Here is a 22,570-nt window from a genome sequence, read left to right as displayed (position 1 = left end):
GGAGTCTTCAGGGATCCTGGTGCGGTCGGGTGGTTACTCGGCGCCGAGACCGGCGTCGGCGACCGCGGGCTGCCCCTCGGCCTCGAGGATCTTGTTCAGCGGCTTCAGGTCGTAGATCCCGCCCAGGTCGGGCTTCTCCAGCAGACCCGCCTTGACCGCGTGGTCCGCCTGCGCCTGGAGCGTGGCGGCCAGCGGGTCGTCCGTGATCCGGATGGACTCCCACGCCGGGTCGAGGACCTCGGCGGGCAGCGCCTTGCCGCTCAGCTTCTCCAGCGCCGAGTTGGCCGAGGCCTTCGCCTCGTCCGGGTTGGCGTTGATCCACTTGTTGGTGTTCACCGTGCCGCGCAGCACCGCGTCCACGACGTCCGGGTGCTCGGAGAGGAACTTCTGCGACACGATGATGTTCGTGATGACGAACTTGTCGTCCGGCCACAGCGACGACTCGTCGAGCAGGACCTTGCCGCCCTCGGCGACCAGCTTCGACGCGGTCGGTTCCGGCACCCAGGCGCCGTCCAGCGAACCGGACTTGAAGGCGTCCGGGGTCACCTTGTTGTCCGAGCGGACCACGGAGACGTCGCCCTTGCCGCTCTGGGCGTCGACCTTCCAGCCCTTCTCGGAGATCCAGTTGAGGAACGCCACGTCCTGCGTGTTGCCGAGCTGCGGGGTGGCGATCTTCTTGCCCTTGAGGTCGTCCAGGGTCTTGATCTTCTTCGGGTCGACGACGAGCTTCACGCCGCCGGAGGCCGAGCCGCCGATGATCCGCAGGCTCTGGCCCTTGGACTTGGCGTAGCCGTTGATCGAGGGGGAGGGGCCGATGAAGCCGATGTCGATCGAACCCGCGTTGAGCGCCTCGATCTCGGAGGGCCCCGCGTTGAAGGTCGAGGGCTTGACCGAGGTGCCGCCCAGCTCCTTGGCGATGAGGCCTTCCTGGATACCGACCAGGGCGGTGGCGTGCGTGAGGTTCGGGAAGTAACCGATCTTCACGGTGTCGGCCGAGAGCTTCTTCCCGCCGGCGGAGACGTTCGACTTCGCTGCGTCGTCGTCCTTCGCCTCGGAGCCGTAGCCGCAGGCGGTGGCCGCCACGGCGAGCAGCGACGATGCGGCGGCAGCGGCGAGGCCGCGGCGCAGGGTGGTACGGGTGGCACGCACGGGAGGTTTTCCTCTCGTAGGCCCGGTGCTCACGTCCTCCCGTGGTCGGGTGGCGTGGCCGGGCGGTCGGCAGGTCTTCGTCTGAACTGGCGGTGCGGGTGGTACGAGCGGGCGCGCAGGCAGTGCGCGTACGTCATCACGCACATCGCCCGACCCCGCCCTGGCCGCTGCCGAGGGCGCCGCTGCCGACCCGGCCGCCCTCCTTCGCGAAGGTCGAGAAGAAATCGGTGGTCATCAGAAGTCCCACTCCGCGTCCTCGGCGGAGGTGTCCGCGTCCGCGTCGGCCTCGGCGGCGAACGAGGCGCCCGCCATGCCGGCCGTCAGCGTGGTGCCGTCGGCGGGGTCGATCAGCAGGAACGATCCGGTGCGCCGCGAGTCCGCGTAGGCGTCGAGCGCGAGCGGCTCGGCGGTACGCACCACGACCCGGCCGATGTCGTTGGCCACCAGCTTGCCGGGAGCCGGGTGCTGGGAGAGGTCGTCCAGCGTGAGCCGCGACGGGATGTCCTTGACGATCGCCTTGACCGTGCGGGTGGTGTGCTTGAGCAGCACCCGCTGCCCCACGGTGAGCGGCTGGTCGGCCACATGGCAGACGGTGGCCTCGACGTCCTGAGTCACGGCGGGGGCGTCGTCCGCCGGCGCGATCAGGTCGCCGCGCGAGACGTCGATGTCGTCGGCCAGCCGGATCGTCACCGACTGCGGGGCCCAGGCGACGTCGACGCTCTCGCCGAGTGCGTCGATCCCCTCGATCGTCGTGGTGCGCCCCGACGGAAGCACGGAGACGCGCTCGCCGACCCGGAACACCCCGGCGGCGATCTGGCCGGCGTAGCCCCGGTAGTCGGGGTGCTCGGCGGTCTGCGGGCGGATCACGACCTGCACGGGGAAACGCGCGTGGCACTCGGTCAGGTCGTGGCTGACCGGCACCGTCTCCAGGTGCTCCAGGACGGTCGGGCCGCCGTACCAGTCCATGTGGGCCGACGGCTCCACGACGTTGTCGCCGGCCAGCGCCGAGATCGGGATCGCGGTGATCTCCGGGACGCCGAGGGAGGCGGCGTACGCGGTGAACTCCTCCGCTATCGCCGCGAACACGGGCTCCGCGTAGTCCACGAGGTCCATCTTGTTCACGGCGAGGACGACGTGGGGGACGCGCAGCAGGGCGGCGACCGCGGCGTGCCGGCGGGTCTGCTCGACGACGCCGTTGCGGGCGTCGACGAGGACGACCGCCAGCTCGGCCGTGGAGGCGCCGGTGACCATGTTGCGGGTGTACTGCACATGGCCGGGGGTGTCGGCGAGGATGAACCGGCGCCGCGGCGTGGCGAAGTAGCGGTAGGCCACGTCGATGGTGATGCCCTGCTCCCGCTCGGCCCGCAGACCGTCGGTGAGGAGCGCCAGGTCGGGTGCCTCCTGGCCGCGGCCCAGCGAGGCCTGGGTGACGGCTTCCAGCTGGTCGGTGAGGACCGACTTGGAGTCGTGCAGCAGGCGCCCGACAAGGGTCGACTTGCCGTCGTCGACGGACCCGGCCGTCGCGAACCGCAGGAGGGTGGTGGCCGACAACTGCTCTGCCAGCTGGATGGGTGTGGTCATTTTTAGAAGTACCCCTCGCGCTTGCGGTCTTCCATCGCGGCCTCGGACATCTTGTCGTCGGCGCGGGTCGCGCCCCGCTCGGTGAGGCGGGAGGCGGCGATCTCGGTGATCACGGCGTCCAGGGTGGTGGCGTCGGAGTCGACGGCGCCGGTGCAGGACATGTCGCCGACGGTGCGGTAGCGCACCTGACGGGTCTCCACCTTCTCGTGGTCCTTGGGACCGCCCCAGTCGCCGGCGGTCAGCCACATGCCGGAACGGCTGAAGACCTCGCGCTCGTGGGCGAAGTAGATCTCCGGGAGCTCGATGCCCTCGCGCTCGATGTACTGCCAGACGTCGAGCTCGGTCCAGTTGGAGATGGGGAAGACCCGGACGTGCTCGCCGGGGGCGTGGCGGCCGTTGTAGAGCTGCCACAGCTCGGGGCGCTGGCGGCGGGGGTCCCACTGGGAGAACTCGTCGCGGAGCGAGAACACGCGCTCCTTGGCCCGGGCCTTCTCCTCGTCGCGCCGTCCGCCGCCGAACACGGCGTCGAAGCGGTGCCGCTGGATGGCCTCGGTGAGCGGGACGGTCTGCAGCGGGTTGCGGGTGCCGTCGGGACGCTCACGGAGCTTGCCCGCGTCGATGTACTCCTGGACGGAGGCGACGTGCAGGCGCAGCCCGTGCTTCTCGACGGTGCGGTCGCGGTAGTCGAGGACCTCGGGGAAGTTGTGCCCGGTGTCCACGTGCAGCAGCGTGAAGGGGACGGGCGCCGGCGCGAACGCCTTCAGCGCCAGGTGCAGCATCAGGATCGAGTCCTTGCCGCCGGAGAAGAGGATCACCGGCCGCTCGAACTCCCCCGCGACCTCACGGAAGATGTGCACCGCCTCGGACTCGAGGGAGTCCAGGTGGCTCAGCGCGTACGGATTGACGGTGCCGTCCGGCACGGTGGCGACGGTGCTCACGCCAGGCCCCTCTCGGTGAGCAGCGCACGGAGCGCCGCTGCGGACTGCTGCACGGTCTGCTGGTGCGACTCGATCCGCAGATCCGGTGACTCGGGCGCCTCGTAGGGGTCGTCGACCCCGGTGAGGCCGCTGATCTCGCCCGCTGCCTGCTTGGCGTACAGCCCCTTCACATCGCGCTCGGAGCACACCTCGACCGGGGTCGCCACGTGCACCTCCAGATACGCGGTGCCCTCCTGCTGATGACGCTTGCGTACCGCGTCACGGCTGTCGGCGTACGGGGCGATGACCGGGACGAGGACCTTCACGCCGTTGGCGGCGAGCAGTTCGGCGACGAAGCCGATCCGGCCCACGTTGGTGTGCCGGTCCTCGCGGGAGAAGCCGAGGCCCGCGGAGAGGAACTCCCGGATCTCGTCACCGTCGAGTACCTCGACCCGGTGGCCGTCGGCGCGCAGCCGGCCCGCCAGCTCGTAGGCGATGGTGGTCTTGCCCGCGCTCGGCAGACCGGTGAGCCAGACGGTGGCTCCCGTCTCCGTCACGCTCATCGATATCTCCTGATCAGTCGTCATCAGCCGTGCAGCCCGCATTCGGTCTTGCCGCGCCCGGCCCAGCGGCCGGCCCGTGCGTCCTCGCCCTCCAGCACCCGCCTGGTGCAGGGCGCGCAGCCGACGGAGGCGTAGCCGTCCGTCAGCAGCGGGTTGGTCAGTACGCCGTGCTCCGCGACGTAGGCGTCCACGTCGTCCTGCGTCCAGCGGGCGATGGGCGAGACCTTGACCTTGCGGCGCTTCTCGTCCCAGCCCACGACAGGGGTGTTCGCCCGGGTGGGGGACTCGTCGCGGCGCAGTCCGGTCGCCCAGGCCGCGTAGGCCGTCAGCCCCTCCTCCAGGGGCTTGACCTTGCGCAGCGCGCAGCACAGGTCGGGATCGCGGTCGTGCAGCTTCGGCCCGTACTCGACGTCCTGCTCGGCCACCGACTGACGCGGCGTCAGCGTGATGAGGTTGACGTCCATCACGGCGCCGACGGCGTCCCGTGTGCCGATGGTCTCCTCGAAGTGGTAGCCGGTGTCCAGGAAGACCACGTCCACGCCGGGGAACACCTGGGAGGCGAGATGCGCGACGACCGCGTCCTCCATGGAGGAGGTGACGCAGAAGCCGTTGCCGAAGGTGTCGGCCGCCCACCTCAGGATGTCGCTCGCGGAGGAGTCCTCCAGCTCGCGTCCGGCGCGCTCCGCCAGGTCCTTCAGTGCCTCGTCGGTCAGCCCGTCCGCTTGCAGGGTGTCCGTCATGTCCCGTCCCCTTCGACGTCGTTGCGCTGGAGCCCCTGGGCCAGGAGACCCAGGAACTTCAGCTGGAACGCGCGGTTGCAGGAAGCACATTCCCAGGCGCCGTGACCGGCCTCGTGCGGGCGCAGGTCCTCGTCGCCGCAGTACGGGCAGTAGAACGGCGCGGCTCGTTCGCTCATGACAGCGACTCCGCACTGGCGCGGGCCGCCCAGGTCGCGAAGCGCTCGTCGTCCTCGCGCTCCTCCTGGAACTTCCCGAGCACCCGCTCGACGTAGTCGGGGAGTTCGGCCGAGGTGACCTTCAGCCCGCGGACCTTGCGGCCGAAGCCGGCCTCCAGTCCGAGCGCGCCGCCGAGGTGCACCTGGTAGCCCTCGACCTGGTTGCCGTCGCCGTCCAGCATCAGCTGGCCCTTGAGCCCGATGTCCGCGGTCTGGATGCGGGCGCAGGCATTGGGGCAGCCGTTGATGTTGATGGAGAGCGGCTCCTCGAAGTCCGGCATGCGGCGCTCCAGTTCGTCGATGAGCGCGGCGCCGCGCGCCTTCGTCTCGACGATCGCCAGCTTGCAGAACTCGATGCCGGTGCAGGCCATCGTGCCGCGCCGGAACGGCGAGGCGTTCACCTGGAAGTCCAGGGCCTCCAGCCCGGCCGTCAGGGATTCGACCTGGTCCTGCTCGACGTCCAGGATCAGCATCTTCTGCTCGACGGTGGTGCGCACCCGGCCCGAACCGTGCGCCTCGGCCAGGTCGGCGATCTTGGCCAGGGTGGAGCCGTCCACCCGGCCGACGCGCGGCGCGAAGCCGACGTAGAAGCGGCCGTCCTGCTGGGCGTGCACACCGATGTGGTCGCGCCAGCGGGAGGAGGGCTGCGCGGGCGGCGGCCCGTCCAGCAGAGGGCGCTTGAGGTATTCGTCCTGGAGGATCCGGCGGAACTTCTCCGGACCCCAGTCGGCCATCAGGAACTTCAGACGGGCGCGGGTGCGCAGCCGGCGGTAGCCGTAGTCGCGGAAGATCCCGACGACCCCCGCCCAGACGTCGGGGACCTCGTCCAGCGGTACCCAGGCGCCGAGGCGCTCGGCGAACCGGGGGTTGGTGGAGAGTCCGCCGCCGACCCACAGGTCGAAGCCGGGGCCGTGCTCGGGGTGGTCCACCCCCACGAACGCGATGTCGTTGATCTCGTGCACCACGTCCTGGACCGGCGAGCCGGAGATCGCGGTCTTGAACTTCCGGGGCAGGTTGGAGAATTCCTTGCTGCCGATGTAGCGCTCGTGGATCTCGTCGACCGCGGGCGTGCCGTCGATGATCTCGTCGGCGGCGATACCGGCCACCGGAGAACCGATGATCACACGGGGGCAGTCACCGCACGCCTCGGTCGTCGAGAGCCCGACGGCCTCGAGCTTCTCCCAGATCGCCGGGACGTCCTCGATACGGATCCAGTGCAGCTGGACGTTCTGCCGGTCGGTGATGTCGGCGGTGCCCCGCGCGTACTCCTCGGAGATCTCACCGATGACGCGCAGCTGTGCGGTCGTCAGCCTGCCGCCGTCGATGCGCACGCGGAGCATGAAGTAGCGGTCGTCGAGCTCCTCGGGCTCCAGCACGGCGGTCTTGCCGCCGTCGATCCCGGGACGGCGCTGGGTGTAAAGGCCCCACCAGCGCATACGCCCGCGCAGATCGTTCGGGTCGATGGAGTCGAAGCCGCGCTTCGAGTAGATCGTCTCAATGCGTGTCCGCACGTTGAGACTGTCGTCGTCCTTCTTGAACTGCTCGTTCCCGTTCAGCGGGGTGAAGTGACCCATGGCCCACTGACCTTCACCACGGTGACGTCCGGCCTTGCGGCGGGGCGTGGCGGTAGCAGGCTTCTCAGGGATGGCGGCCATGGCTATACGTCCTTCGGGACTGCAGGAGGGCGGCTCTGAACTGCACACTCGCGTGAGGCGCGGCGGTGCGCAGGGGATGGAGCTGGTTCAGGAGATCGCGGTGCTGGAAACTCTCAGCGGACCGGACAGATGGCGCTGGACATGCGGCCGAGATCGACGTGCCGCCGACTCACCAAGGCAATTCCAGTTCCAGACATGACGGAAGCGTGTCACGCGGATCTCGGGCCAGTCCACCACGATCCATCATGTGGACGTGATGGTCCCGAAATGTGAGACGCTGTGGTGTCCGTCACGTCCGTCCTGTCGACAAAGCGGCAAGAAGGGGTGTGATCAGGCGTGCGCACCGGGCCAGGGGCCGGGGTTCGCGACGTCGGGTTCCTGCTCGACCTCGGTGGCGAACAGCCGGAAACCGCGCCGCCGGTAGTTGTCCATCGCGTGCGGGCCGTCGTTCGAGCAGGTGTGCACCCACACCCGCTCGGTGGGCTTCCGCCCCGGATGCCGTTCGGCCAGGTCCCACGCGCGGGCCACGCCGTACGACAGCAGATGGCCGCCGATGCGGCGGCCGCGGAAGGCCGGGATCAGACCGAAGTACGCGATCTCCACCGCCCCGTCCTCCTGCGCGTCGAGCTCGATGAACCCCGCCGGCGTGCCGTTCTCGTACGCCACCCAGGTCTCGGCCCCCGGCCGCTCCAGGATCTCCTGCCACTGCGTGTACGTCAGGCCCAGCCGGTCGGTCCACCTGACGTCCCCGCCCACCGCCGTGTAGAGGAAACGGCTGAACTCCGGCAGCGGGGTCCGCGAACGCGCGACGGTCACTCCGTCCGCGGGCGCGGCGGCGGGGCTCAGATCGGCCGGCGACGTCTGCTCCAGGGACCAGACGGTCACGTCGGAGAAGCCGGGGGAGGGGTGCGCGGAGTCGTTCATGGCGGTCAGAAAACCACGGCTTCCGCACCGCGCCCAAACCGGGGCCCCTCAGGCCGTCCCCGCGGGCATACGCGTCCTGAGCACCACCGGAGCCGTCGAGCGGGGCAGCAGATCGGCCGGCACGTCGGGGTGGACCACCTCCACCTCGACGTCCTCACGGAACCGGTACGGGCGGTGCGCCAGCACCTGGGCGAGATGGCGCCGGATCCGCGATATCTCGGCGCGCACCGTCACCGTCCTGCTCGCGTCACCGAAGACGTCCCCGGCCAGCTCCGCCGCCGTGCGTCCCTCGCGGTGCAGGGCCAGCGCGTACAGCAGCTCGGCGTGGCGGGGTGAGAGCCGGCGGGTCCAGCTCCCCACGGGACCCGTCACATGGACCGCGAGGCCCCGCTCCCGGCCGAGGTCGAGCACCACCCGGCGCGGCGGATGGTCGTGCGAGTCCTCCGCGACCTGCACCAGCCATCCGCCGGGCAGGGGCTCCACCCGGCACATCCCGAGCGAGGCCAGCCACACCGTGCCCGGCTCCAGCGACTTCGGCAGGGGCAGCCGGTCCACCGGCGGCATGCCGCTGACGGCGGCCAGCCAGCCGTGGACGTCCACCACCAGCGCGCGGCCCCCCAGCCGGCAGAGGATCGGGGCTGCCACCGAGCGCAGCCGCTCGATCGCCACCAGGTGCCGGCTGCGCAGCTCGCTCTCCGCCAGCGCGGCGACCGAACCGACCAGGGCCAGTGTCGCCGGGTGGAAGGTGGAGGCGGGCCCGGTGATGTCGACGATGCCCATCAGCCTCCCGTCCCGGGGGTCCCGCACCGGGGCGGCCGCGCAGGTCCAGGTGTGCAGGGCGCGGATGAAGTGCTCGGCGGAGTGGACCTGTACGGGAGTGCGCGTGGCGAGCGCGGTGCCGATGGCGTTCGTCCCCGTCGCCGACTCCGCCCAGGCGGCGCCCTCCTCCAGACAGATGCCGCTGGCCCGGCGCAGCACGGCCCGGTGGCCCTGACGCCACAGGACGCGGCCCTCGGTGTCGGTGACCACCATGAGCTGCTGCGTCGAGTCCGTGATCGTGGCCAGCCGGTCCCGCAGCACGGGCAGGACCTCGCCGAGCGCCGAGTCCCTGCGCCGGTGCTCGATCTCGTCCGTCTCCAGCAGCCTGCTCTCCGGTGACTGCTCGGGATCGACCCCGCTGCGCAGCACACGGTCCCAGGACGCGTCGATCTCCGCACGCGGTGCCGCCGCCGGGCGCCCGCCCGCCAGCCGGGCCTCCCGCGCGCGGTGGACCAGCCGCTCCGACACGGCGGGGCGCGGGGCGTTGTCCGGCCGCGCCCCCGCGCCGGTGTGTGACTCCATGACGCTCCCCCCAACAAAGCGTGGGCCGGTCCGGAAGAGGGGGCCCGGCCCCAAGGACACATCCTGCCGTGCAGGGGGCCGGTTGGCCCGCACTCCACGCAATGGTTGCAACCCTTTGCAACTCTGGTGAGGGGGGCGCCGGCCGTACGACAGTGGAGGGACACCGCGTGGGGAGTCCCCGACCCGCCGTGCGGTGATGCACAAGCGTGGAGGGTGGTGCCGTGTCGGCGCAGCACCACCCTCCGTCGTTTGCCGCCCGGTGGCCGCCCTCAGGACTCCCCGGCCCGCGCCCGCTCCACCACCGTGGCCAGATCCAGGCTGTGCGGCAGCGTCCCGAAGGCCGAGCCCCAGTCCCCTCCCAGCCGTGAGGCGCAGAACGCGTCCGCGACCTCCGGCGGCGCCCAGCGCAGCAGCAGCGAGCCCTGCAGCACCAGGGCCATCCGCTCCACCAGCCGCCTGGCGCGCGCCTCGACGGCCTCCAGGTCGGCCAGCTCCGTCAGCAGGTCCTTGATTGCGGCGTCGAGCCGGTGATCCGCGCCGCGGGCCTTGCCGACCTCCCTCAGGAACGCGTCGAGAGCCCCCGGCTCACGCTGCAGCGCCCGTAGGACATCGAGCGCCTGCACGTTGCCCGAACCCTCCCAGATCGAGTTGAGCGGGGCCTCGCGCAGCAGCCTCGGCATCCCGGACTCCTCGACGTAACCGTTGCCGCCGAGGCATTCCAGGGCCTCTCCGACCACCGCCGAGCACCGCTTCGTCACCCAGTACTTGGCGGCCGGTACCGCGATCCGCAGGAAGGCCCGATCCTGCTCCGTGTCCGCGTCGTAGGCGGCGGCCAGCCGCAGTGCGAGCGTCGTCGCCGCCTCCGACTCCAGGGCCAGGTCGGCCAGTACGTTGCGCATCAGCGGCTTCTCGATCAGCAGACCGCCGAACGCGCTTCGGTGGGCGCTGTGATGGATCGCCTGCGCCACCGCCTGGCGCATCAGCGCGGCCGAACCGACCACACAGTCCAGCCGGGTCGCCGCCACCATCTCGATGATGGTGCGCACCCCGCGCCCCTCCTCGCCGACCCGGCGGGCCCACGTCCCGTCGAACTCGACCTCGCCGGAGGCGTTGGACCGGTTGCCCAGCTTGTCCTTGAGGCGCTGGATCGCGAAGGGGTTGCGGGCGCCGTCCGGGAGGACCCGCGGCACGAGGAAGCAGCTCAGCCCGCCCGCCGCCTGCGCCAGCACCAGGAAGCCGTCGGACATGGGGGCCGAGCAGAACCACTTGTGACCGGTGAGCAGGTACTCCCCGTCCGCGGCCAGGGCCTCGGCACGGGTGGTGTTGGACCGCACGTCGGTGCCGCCCTGCTTCTCGGTCATGCCCATCCCGAAGAGCACACCGGTCTTCTGCGACGCGGGCCGCAGCCCCTCCTCGTACACGTGCGAGGTCAGCAGCGGCTCCCATTCCGCGGCCAGCGCCGGATCGGTGCGCAGTGCCGGGACCGCCGCGTGCGTCATCGACAGCGGGCACCCGTGGCCCGCCTCGGCCTGCGTCCAGACCAGGAACCCGGCGGCACGCCGGACATGACCGCCCTGCCGGCCCCAGGCGTCCGTCAGCCCGGCCGTGACCGCGTGCCCCAGCAGCCGGTGCCAGGCCGGGTGGAAGTCGACCTCGTCGATGCGGTGCCCGTACCGGTCGTGGGTGCGCAGCCTCGGTGGGTTCTCGTTCGCCTGCGCACCCCACTCCTGGGCCTGGAAGGAGCCGGCGGACCGGCCCAGCCTGCTCAGTTCCTCCCGCGCCTCGTCGAGGATCCCGGGCGCGAGATGCCGCTCGACGGCCTCCGTCAGCGCCCGGTCGCCGGCGAAGACGTCATAGCCGACCAGCGGCGGAACCTGGTTGGTCACTGTGTGGGTGCTTGCTGCCATGCCGATACGGTAAGGAGGTGCAGGCAGCAAATGAAACACCCGAACGGCCACCGGGCCGCCTCCACCGGGCCCGAGTCCTCTACCGCAACGTGTCGAAGCGGCAGATGGTGTGGCAGTTGCTCAAGGACACGGTCAACTCGTGCATCGAGTACCGCATCCTCGGTCTCGCGGCCGAGGCGGCGTTCTTCACCCTGCTGTCCCTGCCTCCGCTGCTGCTCGGCCTGATCGGGCTGCTCGGATACGTCGACGACTGGACGTCCACCACCACGGTCGCCTCCATCGAGCGCAACATCCTGGGCGCGGTGCAGACGGTGCTGTCGGAGCGCGGCGTCAACGACATCGCCAAGCCGCTCATAGCCGACGTCACCACGGGTGCGCGTCCCGACGTCATCTCCATCGGTTTCGCGATCGCGCTCTGGTCGGGATCGCGCGCGGTGAACGTCTTCATCGACACCATCACCGTGATGTACGGACTCGACGGCCACCGCGGCATCGTCAAGACACGCCTCCTCGCCTTCCTGCTGTACGTGGTGGCGCTGCTGCTGGGCGCGGTGGTCCTGCCGCTGCTGGTGGTCGGACCCGACCGGGTGGTGGAGTTCGTCCCGTGGGGCACGGAGGTGCTCGCGGTCATGTACTGGCCGCTGGTGATATTGCTGTCCATCGCGTTCCTGACGACGCTCTACCACGTCTCGGTGCCCGTCCGTTCGCCGTGGATAGAGGACGTCCCCGGTGCGCTCGTGGCCCTCGGGATGTGGGTGCTGGGCAGCTTCCTGCTGCGGATCTACCTCACGAGCACGGTCGAAGGGCCCACCATCTACGGATCGTTGGCCGCACCCATCGCCGTCCTGCTCTGGATAGGGATCTCCGCCTTCGCCGTACTCGTCGGCGCCGCGGTGAACGCGGCGATCGACCGTGTCTGGCCCTCGCTCGCGACCGCCGCCGCCCGCGCCACCAGTGACCGGATCAAGGCCGCCCAGGCCGCGGAACTGCTGGCACGCACCCAGGCCGCGAACTGGGACGCGTACGCCACCGACGACGAGGAGGACGACGACGTGTCCATGCCCTCCGAGTTCCCCGAGCGCTGGTCGCGCTTCCTGCCCCCGGACGACGTGAAGTCCCGGCTGCACGGGACCCGGGACAAGGACGCCACGTAGCCTGGTGACCATGGGCGCACGGTACGAGGAGCGGGCGTCGCGGCTCGGCGGCGCGGTTCTCTGGACCTGGAGCGGGGCGCGTGACCCCGGCCGGCCCGTTCTGCCCGACGGCTGCATGGATCTGCTGTGGGCCGGCGGCCGGCTGATGGTGGCGGGCCCCGACACCCGGGCGTTCACTCCTGCCGCGGCGCTCTCCGGCAGCTGCGCGGGCATCCGTTTCGCCCCCGGCACGGCCCCGGCGCTCCTGGGTGTGCCGGCGCACGAGCTCCGCGACAGGCGGGTCCCGCTCGACGCCCTCTGGCCGGCGCCCGCCGTCCGCGACCTCACCGCGCGGACCTCGGAGGCCGAGGACCCGGCCGCCGTACTGGAGGGCATCGCCCTCGGCCGCGCGGCCGGCGCCGAGCCTCCCGACCCGCTCCTGGCCGCGGTCGCGGCACAGCTGGACCAGGGGCGTTCCGTCGCCGACACCGCGCGGTCCGTGGGGCTCGGACCCCGTCAGCTGCACCGACGCTCGCTGGCCGCGTTCGGGTACGGCCCCAAGACACTGGCCAGGGTCCTGAGACTCCAGCGCGCCCTCGCCCTCGTCCGCGCGGGCACCCCGTACGCCGAGGCCGCGTACGCCGTCGGCTGTACGGACCAGGCCCATCTGGCCCGCGAGATGCGGGACCTGGCGGGCACGACGCTCGGCGGGTTCCTGGCCCGCACCGGTCAGGAGGGATTCGCGGCGAACAGGGAGACCGCGCAGCCGTCGGGGTCCAGGACGACCGCGTAACGCTGGCCCCAGACGGCGTCCCACGGCTCCAGGTGCCCGTCGTACCCCGCGCCGGTCAGATCGGCGTACACCGCGTCGACCTCCGCGGGGCCCTCGCAGAGGAAGGCGAGCCCGAGGCGCTCACCGCCCCTCGACCCCGTCCAGCCCGGGTCGAAGGAGCGGACGACGTCCTCGGTGTCCCAGAGCAGCCGCTGTCCGCCGGGGAGCGCCACCTCCACATGGGGCGCCGATTCGGCGCCCGCGGGGATGTCGAGCCCCAGCCGGCGGTAGAAGGCCAGTGATGCGGCCAGGTCGGCGGTCGTGACGGAGATCGCGTCGAGTCGTGGAGTCATGGGACGACCGTATGCCGGTGCCGTGACCCGGTCTTGTACGAAACGGTCACGGCCCCGGCGTGGTCACCCGCTACGCGCAGGCGTCGGGCGAGGTGCCCGCCTGCGTCAGCGGCAGGCCGAGCTGGGCGCGCTCGGTGAGCCAGCGGGTCGGACGGTGGCGCGGGTCGCCGGTCGTGGCGTGCAGGGACCGCTGGAGCTCCAGCACCCGCGCGGCGCCGACCCGGTCGCCCCAGGCCAGCGGCCCCACCGGGTAGCCCAGGCCGGTCGTCACGGCGAGGTCGATGTCCGCCGGGGCGGCAAGTGAGCGCTCCGCGATCGAGGCGGCGACGGAGACCACCGAGGCGAGCAGCCGCTGCGCCACCGAGCCAGCGGTGTCCCGTACCACCGACACGGCGAAGGGCTCCGTGCCGTCGGCCGAGCGGGCCAGCACCGCGCGGGCGTCCCGCGCGGCGGACGGGTCGGAGGCGGGCGTCACCGCGAGCACCCGGCGGCGGCCCGCCGAGGGCAGAGGGTCCACGCCGAAGGTGCGTGCGGCGGGCAGCCCCAGCGAGGCCACCGCGGCCGCCACGGTGGTGCCCCACACGGGGACGAGCACCAGCGCGCCCTCCGAGGGGACTGTGCCGCTCTCGACCGTCGCGCCGTCGGCGGTCAGCTCGCCGCGCAGCGCGTCACCCTCCTCGCCCGCCACGAACACCGGCCGGCCGGCGTCGCCCGTCACCGGCGGTTCCGGGGCGGGTGCCGGCGCGTCGGGGCCGTACGCGAACCAGCCCTGTCCGGTCTTGCGGCCGTGCAGGCCGGCCGTGACCCGGTTCGGGGTGAGGAAGGAGGGGCGGAGCCGGTCCTCGTGGCGGAATCCCTGCCAGATGGAGTCGATCACCGCCGCCGTGACGTCGAGCCCGGTGAGGTCCATCAGCTCGAAGGGACCCATCCGCAGCCCCAGTACGTCCCGGGCGATCCGGTCGATCCCGGCCGGATCGGCGACCGACTCCTCCAGCAGCGCCAGGGCCTCGGTCACCAGCCCCCGGCCGGCGTGGTTGACGAGGAAACCGGGGGTGTCGGCGACGGTCACCGCGCGGTGGCCGCAGCTCTCGACCAGGGCCGTGAGCACCGGCGGGATCCCGGGACGGGTGGCGGCCCCCGGTACCACCTCGACGATCTTCATCAGCGGTACGGGGTTGAAGAAGTGCAGCCCGGCGAGCCGGCCCGGGTCCCGCAGCGAGGCGGCGATCCGGGTCACCGACAGGGACGAGGTGTTGGTCGCGAAGACCGTGGACTCCGGCAGGGCCTGTTCCAGCTTGCCGAACACCTCGGCCTTGGTGTCCAGGTCCTCGCGCACGGCCTCGACGACCAGCTCGACCTCCGGGCCCGGTGCCCACGGGTCGTCCAGCGGGACCAGCCGCTCCAGGGCGGCCGCGGAGTCCTCGGCGGACATCCGGCCCTTCTGGACCGCGCGTTCCAGCATCGACCCCACGAAGTCCACGGCCGCTGTCACCGCCTCGGTCCGGACGTCGCAGAGCTCCACGGTGTGCCCGGCTACGGCGGCCCACTGGGCGATGCCGCGGCCCATGGCTCCGGCGCCGACGATCCTGATACGCATGGCGGTTACGTCCTCTCGGCAGGTGCGGTCGATGTCAGCGACGGTAGCCGCGGTCGGTGTCGGAAGGTGCGGGCGGCCGGGTTCAGCGGAGGTAGACGCGCCCGGGGTCGACGTCCTCGCGCAGGAGGCGCAGCTCCGCCGCGGTCGGCGGGGGCACGGTCCCGACGGACCCGTCGACCTGGAGGTCCCAGCCGGTGGCCTCGCGTACCCGGTCCACCGTCACACCGGGGTGCACGGCGACCAGCCGGAGCTCCTCACCCACGCCGGAGCGGGCCAGGATGCCCAGTTCGGTGATGACCCGGGTGACCCCCGCGCCCAGCGGCCGGATGCCATCGGCGAGCGCGCGGTCCGGGCCCGGTGTGGTGCAGAAGTCCAGGGCCGCGGTGAAGGAGCGGGGGTTGTGGCGGCGCATCACCACGAAGACCTCGCGGGAGTTGGCCATCACCTCGACGGCTCCGCCCGAACCGGGGAGCCGCACCTCCGGGCTCTCCCAGTCCCCGATGACGGAGGTGTTGAGGTTGCCCCACCGGTCGATCTGCGCGGCGCCGAGGAAGCCCACGTCGATGTGGCCGCCCTGCAGCACGCAGCCGAACAGCGCCGGCATCGACAGCACGGCCTCCGCGCCCGAGACGATCACGGCGTCGGCGATGGTCTCCGGCAGATGCGAGGGATGCGCCCCGCAGACTCCGGACTCGTACACGACCTCGATCTGCGGTGCGACCGTCAGGTGCGCGAGCTCCGTGGCGAGCGTCGGCAATCCGATCCCGGCGAACACCGTTCTGCGGGAGGCGAGTTCACGCGAGGCCACGACCGAGAGCAGCTCGGACGAGGTCACGGTCTCCGGCGCGGTGGTGGTCATGTTCCCTTCCTTCTCCAGGGGCGCGCTCACAGCCGCCTCCCGTAGTTCACCGGTTCGCTCAGCGCCTCGCCGACCGCGAGGCCCGCCCAGAACTCCTCGCCCAGCTTCTCGACGTACTCGGCGTGGTCGGCCGTGCCGTACACCCACTCCGCCAGCCACGCCCGCAGCCGCTCCGGGTCCTTGCTGATGTGCGACCAGGCCCGGTAGAAGTCGTTGTCGCGGTCGTAGTAGCCCTGCGCGAAGGACGGGTGCGCGCCGCGCGGGCAGACGACGACCGCGTCCACGGCGTGCGACGGCACGAGCGTGCGGTTGGGGTCCGAGCGGACCACCTCGTCCTCGACGACCTCCTCGACGACGACGATCGCCTTGTCCGCCGCGTACACCGCTTCCGCCTGGATGCCGGTCAGCCCCCAGATCTGGGTGTTGCCCCGGCGGTCGGCCCGCTGCGCATGGATGATCGTCACGTCCGGGTTCACGGGCGGTACGACATAGATCTGCTCCGGCTCGCCGTCGGGGCCGGGGTAGGGGGACGTCACCTTGCGCAGATCGCTGTTGACGCCCGGCAGGTCGCTGCCGCCGTAGCTGCGCAGCGGGTAGAACGGCAGCCGCTGGGACCCCGCGAGGTAGCGGCAGACCATCCCGTAGTGGCTGTACTCCTCGAAGGCCAGCGGGGCCGGGTCGGCGCGCTCGATCCTGCGCCGCAGCTCGCCGAGCGAACCGGCGGAGGAGTTGCCCACGAAGGAGGAGACCAGCCGCGAGACGCAGCCCGCGGCGATCATCTGGTCCACCACGATGTCCGCCGTCATCCGTACGACGGTGAGGTCCTTGCGTCCCTGACGGATGATCTCGTGCCCGGCGGCGGTGGGGACGAGGTGGGTGAAGCCCTCCAGGCAGACGGTCGCCCCGTCGTGCACGAAGGCGGCGACCGCCTCCCTCATCGACATGACTTTGCTGGGCCCGTCGGCCGTATCCGTCCGCTCCACGGTGCTCCTCGGCGAGTGCGTGCTGGTCGCCCTTACCGTGCCAGCGGCCATTGATTGCTGTCCAATACCAAATTAAGGTCGGATCAAGACCGTTGGTTAATGAATGGAAGCTCCGATGGAACTGCGTCATCTGACCGCGTTCACCGCCGTCGCCGAGGAACTCCACTTCGGCCGCGCCGCCAAGCGGCTGCAGATGGCCCAGCCCCCGCTCAGCCAGCAGATCCGGCAGCTGGAGAAGGAGCTCGGCGTCCAGCTCTTCGAGCGCAACACCCGCTCCGTGCGGCTGACCAGCGCGGGGGAGTCCTTCCTGGAACCCGTACGCACCGTGCTCGACGACCTCGACACGGCGGTGCGCGCCGCCAAGGCCGCCGGCCGGGGCGAGTACGGCCGGGTCACCATCGGCTTCGCGGGAGCGTCCAGCCACGAGACGCTGCCGCTGCTGACCCGCGCCGTGCGGGCCGCCCACCCCGGGATCGAGCTGGCCATGAAGGGGCAGACGTACGCCAACGTCGCCCTCTCCCGGGTCGCCGACGGCTCCCTCGACCTGGGTTTCGTACGACTGCCGGTCACCCAGCCGGGGGTGGCCCACCGGATCATCGACGAGGAGGAGCTGCTGTGCGCGCTGCCCTCCGACCACCCGCTCGCCCGGCTGGAGAGCATCCCGATCGGCGTCCTCGCCGACGAGCCCTTCGTCTCCTTCCCCGCGAACGCCGGCTCCACGGTCCGCGACGTGATGGTCCAGGCCTGCGAGGCCACCGGCTTCAACCCCCGGGTGGTGCAGGAGGCCCCCGACTCGTACACGATCCTGGCCCTCGTCGCCGCGGGCGTCGGCGTCACGCTCACGGTCTCCTCGGTCCGCCACATCCAGCAGAACGGGCTGGTCTACCGCCCCCTCGCCGGTCCGCCCATCCGGCGCCAGGCCGCGCTGGCCTGGCGCACGGACAATCCCTCGGCGGCGCTGCGTGCGGTGCTGGAGGTGGCCGAGGAGGCACTGCCGACGCCACGACCGCGTGATTGAGACGCGAGGCGTCTTGAATGTGAGGTAACTCGATATTGGACCGACTCAGTGGTCCAGTGCGAAGGTCACCCCACACACCCGAACCCGCCGAAAGGTGTTCCGCCGTGCCCGACCAGACCGATGTCGTCATCTGCGAGCCGCTGCGCACACCCATCGGGCGTTTCGGCGGCGCTTTCGCCCAGCAGACCCCGGCCGCGCTCGCCGCCCACGTCATCGCCGAGGTGGTGGCCCGCACGGGAATCGACCCCGACCGGGTGGACGAGGTGATCCTCGGACACGCCTACCCCACGTCCGAGGCCCCCGCCATCGGCCGGGTCGCCGCCCTGGACGCCGGACTCCCCGACACCGTCACCGGTGTCCAGACCGACCGGCGCTGCGGCTCCGGGCTGCAGGCCGTCCTGGACGCCGCCATGCAGATCAGGGCCGGATTCAGCGACGTCGTCGTCGCGGGCGGCGTCGACGTCATGAGCGCAGCCCCGTACTACACGCACGACGGACGCTGGGGCATCAAGGGCCCCGGACTCCAGCTCCACGACTCGCTGGCCCGGGGCCGGGTCACCGCCGGCGGCGTCCACCACCCCGTACCCGGCGGCATGATCGAGACCGCGGAGAACCTGCGCCGCGCCTATTCCGTCAGCCGCGCCGACCAGGACGCCCTCGCCCTGCGCTCACAGGCCCGCGCCGCACGTGCCGCGCGGGAGGGGCGCTACGACGCCGAGACCGTCCCCGTCACCGTCAAGCACCGCAAGGGTGAAACCGTCGTCACCGCCGACGAGCACCCCCGTCCCGACACCACCGCCGAACAACTCGCCGCACTGCGCCCCATCATGGCCAAGTCCGACCCCGAGGCCACCGTCACCGCCGGCAACGCGAGCGGCCAGAACGACGCCGCCGCGGCCTGCCTGGTCACCAGCGCCGCCACCGCCGAACGGCTCGGGCTCACCCCGCTCGTCCGTCTGGTCTCCTTCGCCCGCGCGGGTGTCCCCGCCGCGACGATGGGCCTCGGCCCCGTCCCGGCCACCCACGCGGCCCTCGGACGGGCCGGACTCACCCTCGCCGACCTCGACCTGATCGAGATCAACGAGGCCTTCGCCGCCCAGGTCCTCGCCTGCACCCGGGAACTGGGCCTCGGCGAGAAGGACCACGAGCAGCGCATCAACGTCAACGGCTCCGGCGTCTCCCTCGGCCACCCGGTGGGTGCCACGGGTGCCCGCATCCTCGCCACCCTCAGCCGGGAGATGCACCGCAGCCAGGCGCGCTACGGCCTGGAGACCATGTGCATCGGCGGCGGCCAGGGCCTCGCCGCGGTCTTCGAACGCATCGCCGCCTGACCGTCTTTCCACCGTCCCCCTCCTCCTCACCGTCCCCTCTCCACCCACACGGACCCAAGGCGTCTCGGGCGACGCCGGGTCAGTCGTGCCCCCATCCGCTTGATCAACGATGTTCACGGGAGCCACCCATGAGTGCGACCACCGCAACCGCACGCGAGCGAACGAAAGCCGCCAACCGCCGGGATTCGGAGCCTTCATCGGCTCCACCATCGAGTGGTTCGACTTCTACATCTACGGAACCGCGGCAGCGCTCGTCTTCGACAAGGTGTTCTTCCCCGAACTCGAAGGTCCCATAGGCACCCTGGTCGCCTTCGCCACCTTCTGGGTCGGCTTCCTCGCCCGCCCCATCGGCGGCATCATCTTCGGCCACTACGGCGACCGGCTCGGCCGCAAGAAGACGCTCGTCATCACCCTGCTGATGATGGGCATCTCGACCACCGCGATCGGTCTGCTGCCCGGCTACGCCTCCATCGGCATCGCCGCCCCGATCCTGCTCGTCTGCATCCGCATGATCCAGGGAATCGGCCTCGGCGGTGAGTGGGGCGGTTCCGTACTCATCGCGTCCGAACACGCGCCCAAGGGCAAGTCCGTCCTGTACGGGGCCTTCGCCCAGCAGGGCTCGCCCGTCGGCAACACCCTCTCCACCGTGAGCTTCCTGGCCATCAGCCAGCTCCCCGACGACGCCTTCGTCTCCTGGGGCTGGCGCGTGCCCTTCCTCGCCTCCGCCGCACTCGTCATGGTCGGCCTGCTGGTCCGGCTGAAGGTCACCGAGTCCCCGGCCATGGCCAAGCTCATCGAGAAGAAGGAAGTCGTCAAGCTCCCGCTGACCGAGGTCCTGCGCAGCCACCCCATGCTGATCGTCCTCGGCATCGGCGCCTGCACCATCGGCCTGTCCGCCACGTACTTCAAGTCGACGTTCGCCCTGTCCTGGGCCACCACGTCCCTCGGCTTCGACCGCAGCTCCTTCCTGACGATCATCCTCGTCGCCAACATCACCCAGATCATCGTCCAGCCCTTCGGCGCCGTCATCGCCACCCGGATGAAGAGCTGGTCCCGTGCGGTGATCGTGATGCTGGTGCCGGAACTGGTCCTGATGCCGGTGATGTTCGTCCTCATCAGCACCGAGAACTACGGTCTCGCGATGCTCGGCGTCGCCGTCGCCACCATCCCGCACTGCCTCTACTACGCGGCCCTCGCCGGCATGCTCGCCAGCCGCTTCCCGGCCCATCTGCGCTACACCGGCATCTCGCTCTGCTACCAGCTCTGCGGCACCCTGCTCGGCGGCACGACCCCGATCATCGGCCAGTTCCTGCTCAACCGGACCGGCTCCATCACCGCGGTCATCGCCTACGCCGTCTTCCAGGTGGCGCTGACCCTGGGCTGCATGCTCCTCCTGCTGAAGCGGCCCAACCATGACGAGCAGGCCGCCGAGCCGGCCGCCGCCCCCCGCACCGCGCCCGTCACCGCCTGACCGCCCGTACACGCAGAACGGAGTACCGCCATGCCGCTGACCGCGCACGGCATCCCGGAGATCCTCGCCCTCGGCGGGCGCGACCTCGGGCGCTCGGAGTGGAAGGAGGTCACCCAGGAGCTCATCGACGCCTACGCGTGCGTCTCCGGGGACCACCAGTGGATCCACACCGACGTCGAACGCGCCGCCGCCGGCCCTTACGGACGCACCATCGCGCACGGCTACATGGTGCTGAGCTGGGGCATCCCGATGTTCGGCGAGCTCCTCCGGGTGAGCGGTGTGGGACGCGCCCTCAACTACGGGGTCAACAGGGTCAGATACCCCGCACCCGTCCCCGTCGGCAGCCGTGTGCGCCTGCACGCCACCGTCACCGCGGTCAGCGAGGTCTCGCGGGGCGGCGTGCAGATGACGCGGGGCTTCACCTTCGAGCTGGAGGGTTCCGAGAAGCCGGCCTGCGTCGCCGAGTCGCTGACGCACTTCTACCCGTAGGCCCGGACGCACCCACGCGCAGGCGCCCGCCCGGATCTCCGGGCGGGCGCCTGCGCGTGCGGCCGTGCTATCCGACGCGGCCGGCCTTCTCCGGCTCCGGGGCCCGGTCGGGCTCGGCCAGGTGGTCCTTCTGCGCGTCGGGATCCGTCAGCCGGTTCAGCCGCGCCGGTACGTCGAACCCGACCAGCAGCACCACGATCACCGTCCCCGCGAACGTCAGCACCGCGAGCGCCTGTCCCAGGTCCATCCCGGACGCCAGGTGCGCCCCGAGCACCGGGGCCACGGCACCGCCGAGCGCCCCGACGTTGTACGTGAAGCCGAGCGCCGCCCCCCGGCCCGCCGTCGGGAAGTGGCCGCCGATGTAGCGCGGCAGCAGCCCGGAGATGCCGAAGCTGGTGGCCTGCAGCAGGAACAGCAGACAGCCGAGAACCAGCAGGTTGTCCTTCACCGCGAACACCGGGTAGACGAAGGCCAGCGAGGCCAGCAGCGTCAGCGCGTAGGCCTTCTTCGCCCCGATCCGGTCACCCAGGAAGCCCGCCGTCCAGCAGCCGACCATGGTGCCGAAGCCCGCGAAGTAGAGGACGTCGGTGACCTGGTCCGTGGTGTATCCCAGCTCCGTCTTCAGATAGGTGGGGAGCAGCGCCTGGATCGGCCAGGAGTAGAGGAACGCGAAGAACAGCGTCACGATCATCGACACGTAGAGCAGCCAGCCCCGCCGTCCGCCCAGTTGCACGGCGAACGCCGCGAGGGCGAGGCCCGCCACCACCGACAGCACCGGCACCATCCCCTCGCCGCCCGGGGTGAAGACCAGGAAGAGCGAGAGCGTGGCGGCCACCACGAGGACGCTGTTGACCACGGCCAGGCGCGGGGTGCGGAACAGCGGCCGGAAGGGATTGGGCTTGGCGCCCTGTTCCGCGACGTCCGCGGTCCACTCCTCGGCCTCCGGCAGGGCCCGGCGCATCCAGAGCGCGACGGCGATGGGGATCAGACCCAGATAGAACATCCAGCGCCAGCCGAGCGAGGGCACCACCCAGTTGTAGACCTGGGCCGCGAGGACGGAGCCGACCGAGAACCCCGAGATCAGGAAGCCGCTCGCACGGCTGCGCACCCGCGCGGGCCAGCTCTCCATGACGTACGTGGCACTGGCGCTGTACTCACCGGCCATGCCCATGCCGATGGCCAGGCGGGCGGCGAACAGGCTGTGGTAGTTCCAGGCGAATCCGCAGGCGAAGGTGCCCAGCGAGTAGAGCAGGATGCTCAGCACCATCGAGATCTTGCGGCCGTACCGGTCACCGATGGCGCCCAGGACGGCGCCGCCCAGCCAGCGGGTGATGAAGGCGCCGGAGATCAGGCTGGCGGCCTGCACCGTACTCAGCCCGAAGTCGTCGCTGATCTCGGTCAGGACGAGCGTGATGAGGACGAAGTCGAATCCGTCGAGGACGTAGCCGATCCAGGCGGCGAAGAAGGACTTCCACTGGGTACCGCTCACCTCGCGGTACCAGGGGAGCGTGGAGGGGGATTTCTGCACGGTGCGCTCCTGGTGCGGGGACGGCGCTCCGTTGCCGGGTCGCC

At 71.2% G+C, this 22,570-nt stretch carries 21 protein-coding genes and 1 pseudogene; 6 read left to right on the top strand and 16 right to left on the bottom strand.

What is annotated here, in order from left to right:
- Nucleotides 1-33: 33 nt before the first annotated feature.
- The 11 genes from P8A20_RS06375 to P8A20_RS06330 all read right to left on the bottom strand — a co-directional run bounded on the left by P8A20_RS06375 (nucleotide 34) and on the right by P8A20_RS06330 (nucleotide 10,992).
- Nucleotides 34-1,149, bottom strand: coding sequence for an aliphatic sulfonate ABC transporter substrate-binding protein (locus tag P8A20_RS06375; protein WP_147960005.1), 1,116 nt, complete (start codon nucleotides 1,147-1,149; stop codon nucleotides 34-36).
- A gap of 234 nt (nucleotides 1,150-1,383) precedes the next feature.
- Nucleotides 1,384-2,730 (bottom strand): sulfate adenylyltransferase subunit 1, encoded by a 1,347-nt coding sequence (locus P8A20_RS06370; RefSeq protein WP_147960006.1) that lies wholly within the window; start codon nucleotides 2,728-2,730, stop codon nucleotides 1,384-1,386.
- Nucleotides 2,731-2,732: 2 nt separating this feature from the next.
- Nucleotides 2,733-3,668, bottom strand: coding sequence for a sulfate adenylyltransferase subunit CysD (gene cysD / locus P8A20_RS06365; protein WP_306103046.1), 936 nt, complete (start codon nucleotides 3,666-3,668; stop codon nucleotides 2,733-2,735).
- Entirely contained in the window at nucleotides 3,665-4,234 is a 570-nt protein-coding gene (gene cysC, locus P8A20_RS06360) for an adenylyl-sulfate kinase (protein WP_147960008.1), read from the bottom strand. Before cysC ends, cysD begins: the two co-directional genes overlap by 4 nt.
- On the bottom strand, nucleotides 4,234-4,950 hold the full coding sequence (locus P8A20_RS06355) for a phosphoadenylyl-sulfate reductase (RefSeq protein WP_147960009.1): 717 nt from the start codon (nucleotides 4,948-4,950) through the stop codon (nucleotides 4,234-4,236). Before P8A20_RS06355 ends, cysC begins: the two co-directional genes overlap by 1 nt.
- Nucleotides 4,947-5,126, bottom strand: a complete 180-nt coding sequence (locus P8A20_RS06350) for an IS1 family transposase (protein WP_147960010.1) — start codon at nucleotides 5,124-5,126, stop codon at nucleotides 4,947-4,949. The genes P8A20_RS06355 and P8A20_RS06350 overlap by 4 nt, the downstream gene beginning before the upstream one ends.
- A complete protein-coding gene (locus P8A20_RS06345) occupies nucleotides 5,123-6,820 on the bottom strand; it encodes a nitrite/sulfite reductase (protein ID WP_147960011.1) in 1,698 nt (565 codons plus the stop codon). The genes P8A20_RS06350 and P8A20_RS06345 overlap by 4 nt, the downstream gene beginning before the upstream one ends.
- Nucleotides 6,821-6,933: 113 nt before the next feature.
- Nucleotides 6,934-7,017: a putative leader peptide gene (locus tag P8A20_RS38640; protein ID WP_349817346.1), complete on the bottom strand. Its 84-nt coding sequence runs from the start codon at nucleotides 7,015-7,017 to the stop codon at nucleotides 6,934-6,936.
- A 133-nt stretch (nucleotides 7,018-7,150) separates the two neighbouring features.
- On the bottom strand, nucleotides 7,151-7,744 hold the full coding sequence (locus P8A20_RS06340; RefSeq protein ID WP_147960012.1) for a GNAT family N-acetyltransferase: 594 nt from the start codon (nucleotides 7,742-7,744) through the stop codon (nucleotides 7,151-7,153).
- Between the two features lie 48 nt (nucleotides 7,745-7,792).
- A complete protein-coding gene (locus P8A20_RS06335) occupies nucleotides 7,793-9,085 on the bottom strand; it encodes a GAF domain-containing protein (protein ID WP_306103045.1) in 1,293 nt (430 codons plus the stop codon).
- Between the two features lie 269 nt (nucleotides 9,086-9,354).
- On the bottom strand, nucleotides 9,355-10,992 hold the full coding sequence (locus tag P8A20_RS06330) for an acyl-CoA dehydrogenase family protein (RefSeq protein ID WP_147960014.1): 1,638 nt from the start codon (nucleotides 10,990-10,992) through the stop codon (nucleotides 9,355-9,357).
- Nucleotides 10,993-11,009: 17 nt separating this feature from the next.
- Here P8A20_RS06330 and P8A20_RS06325 point away from each other — a divergent pair, with 17 nt between their 5' ends.
- Both P8A20_RS06325 and P8A20_RS06320 read left to right on the top strand, forming a co-directional pair.
- A complete protein-coding gene (locus P8A20_RS06325; RefSeq protein ID WP_147960015.1) occupies nucleotides 11,010-12,146 on the top strand; it encodes a YihY/virulence factor BrkB family protein in 1,137 nt (378 codons plus the stop codon).
- Nucleotides 12,147-12,156: 10 nt separating this feature from the next.
- Nucleotides 12,157-12,918: a DUF6597 domain-containing transcriptional factor gene (locus tag P8A20_RS06320; protein WP_147960016.1), complete on the top strand. Its 762-nt coding sequence runs from the start codon at nucleotides 12,157-12,159 to the stop codon at nucleotides 12,916-12,918.
- Here P8A20_RS06320 and P8A20_RS06315 read toward each other — a convergent pair.
- From P8A20_RS06315 to P8A20_RS06300, 4 genes are all read right to left on the bottom strand, one after another.
- Entirely contained in the window at nucleotides 12,855-13,250 is a 396-nt protein-coding gene (locus P8A20_RS06315; RefSeq protein WP_147960017.1) for a VOC family protein, read from the bottom strand. The two genes, P8A20_RS06320 and P8A20_RS06315, sit on opposite strands and share 64 nt — an antisense overlap.
- A 70-nt stretch (nucleotides 13,251-13,320) precedes the next feature.
- Nucleotides 13,321-14,847, bottom strand: a complete 1,527-nt coding sequence (locus P8A20_RS06310; RefSeq protein ID WP_147960018.1) for a 3-hydroxyacyl-CoA dehydrogenase — start codon at nucleotides 14,845-14,847, stop codon at nucleotides 13,321-13,323.
- Between the two features lie 82 nt (nucleotides 14,848-14,929).
- Complete coding sequence (locus P8A20_RS06305; RefSeq protein WP_147960019.1) at nucleotides 14,930-15,706, bottom strand: CoA-transferase subunit beta; 777 nt, start codon at nucleotides 15,704-15,706, stop codon at nucleotides 14,930-14,932.
- A 26-nt stretch (nucleotides 15,707-15,732) separates the two neighbouring features.
- Nucleotides 15,733-16,650 (bottom strand): CoA transferase subunit A, encoded by a 918-nt coding sequence (locus P8A20_RS06300; protein ID WP_187282198.1) that lies wholly within the window; start codon nucleotides 16,648-16,650, stop codon nucleotides 15,733-15,735.
- 154 nt (nucleotides 16,651-16,804) lie between these two features.
- Between P8A20_RS06300 and P8A20_RS06295 the strand changes: the two genes are divergently transcribed.
- The 4 genes and pseudogenes from P8A20_RS06295 to P8A20_RS06280 all read left to right on the top strand — a co-directional run bounded on the left by P8A20_RS06295 (nucleotide 16,805) and on the right by P8A20_RS06280 (nucleotide 20,998).
- On the top strand, nucleotides 16,805-17,707 hold the full coding sequence (locus tag P8A20_RS06295) for a LysR family transcriptional regulator (protein ID WP_147960021.1): 903 nt from the start codon (nucleotides 16,805-16,807) through the stop codon (nucleotides 17,705-17,707).
- A gap of 104 nt (nucleotides 17,708-17,811) precedes the next feature.
- The gene (locus P8A20_RS06290; protein ID WP_306103044.1) at nucleotides 17,812-19,038 is read left to right on the top strand and encodes an acetyl-CoA C-acetyltransferase; all 1,227 of its coding nucleotides are present in this window, start codon (nucleotides 17,812-17,814) and stop codon (nucleotides 19,036-19,038) included.
- 128 nt (nucleotides 19,039-19,166) lie between these two features.
- A pseudogene (locus tag P8A20_RS06285) lies at nucleotides 19,167-20,509 on the top strand (MFS transporter).
- A gap of 30 nt (nucleotides 20,510-20,539) precedes the next feature.
- The gene (locus tag P8A20_RS06280; RefSeq protein ID WP_306103042.1) at nucleotides 20,540-20,998 is read left to right on the top strand and encodes a MaoC family dehydratase; all 459 of its coding nucleotides are present in this window, start codon (nucleotides 20,540-20,542) and stop codon (nucleotides 20,996-20,998) included.
- 67 nt (nucleotides 20,999-21,065) lie between these two features.
- Here the strand turns inward: P8A20_RS06280 and P8A20_RS06275 are convergent, their stop codons facing one another.
- On the bottom strand, nucleotides 21,066-22,526 hold the full coding sequence (locus tag P8A20_RS06275; protein ID WP_306103041.1) for a sialate:H+ symport family MFS transporter: 1,461 nt from the start codon (nucleotides 22,524-22,526) through the stop codon (nucleotides 21,066-21,068).
- Between the last annotated feature and the right edge of the window lie 44 nt (nucleotides 22,527-22,570).

It is taken from the genome of Streptomyces sp. Alt3, assembly GCF_030719215.1.
GTDB classification, from domain to species: Bacteria; Actinomycetota; Actinomycetes; order Streptomycetales; family Streptomycetaceae; genus Streptomyces; species Streptomyces glycanivorans.
Note: the sequence above shows the minus strand (reverse complement) of the source record. Positions and strands in the feature narration are given on the sequence as shown.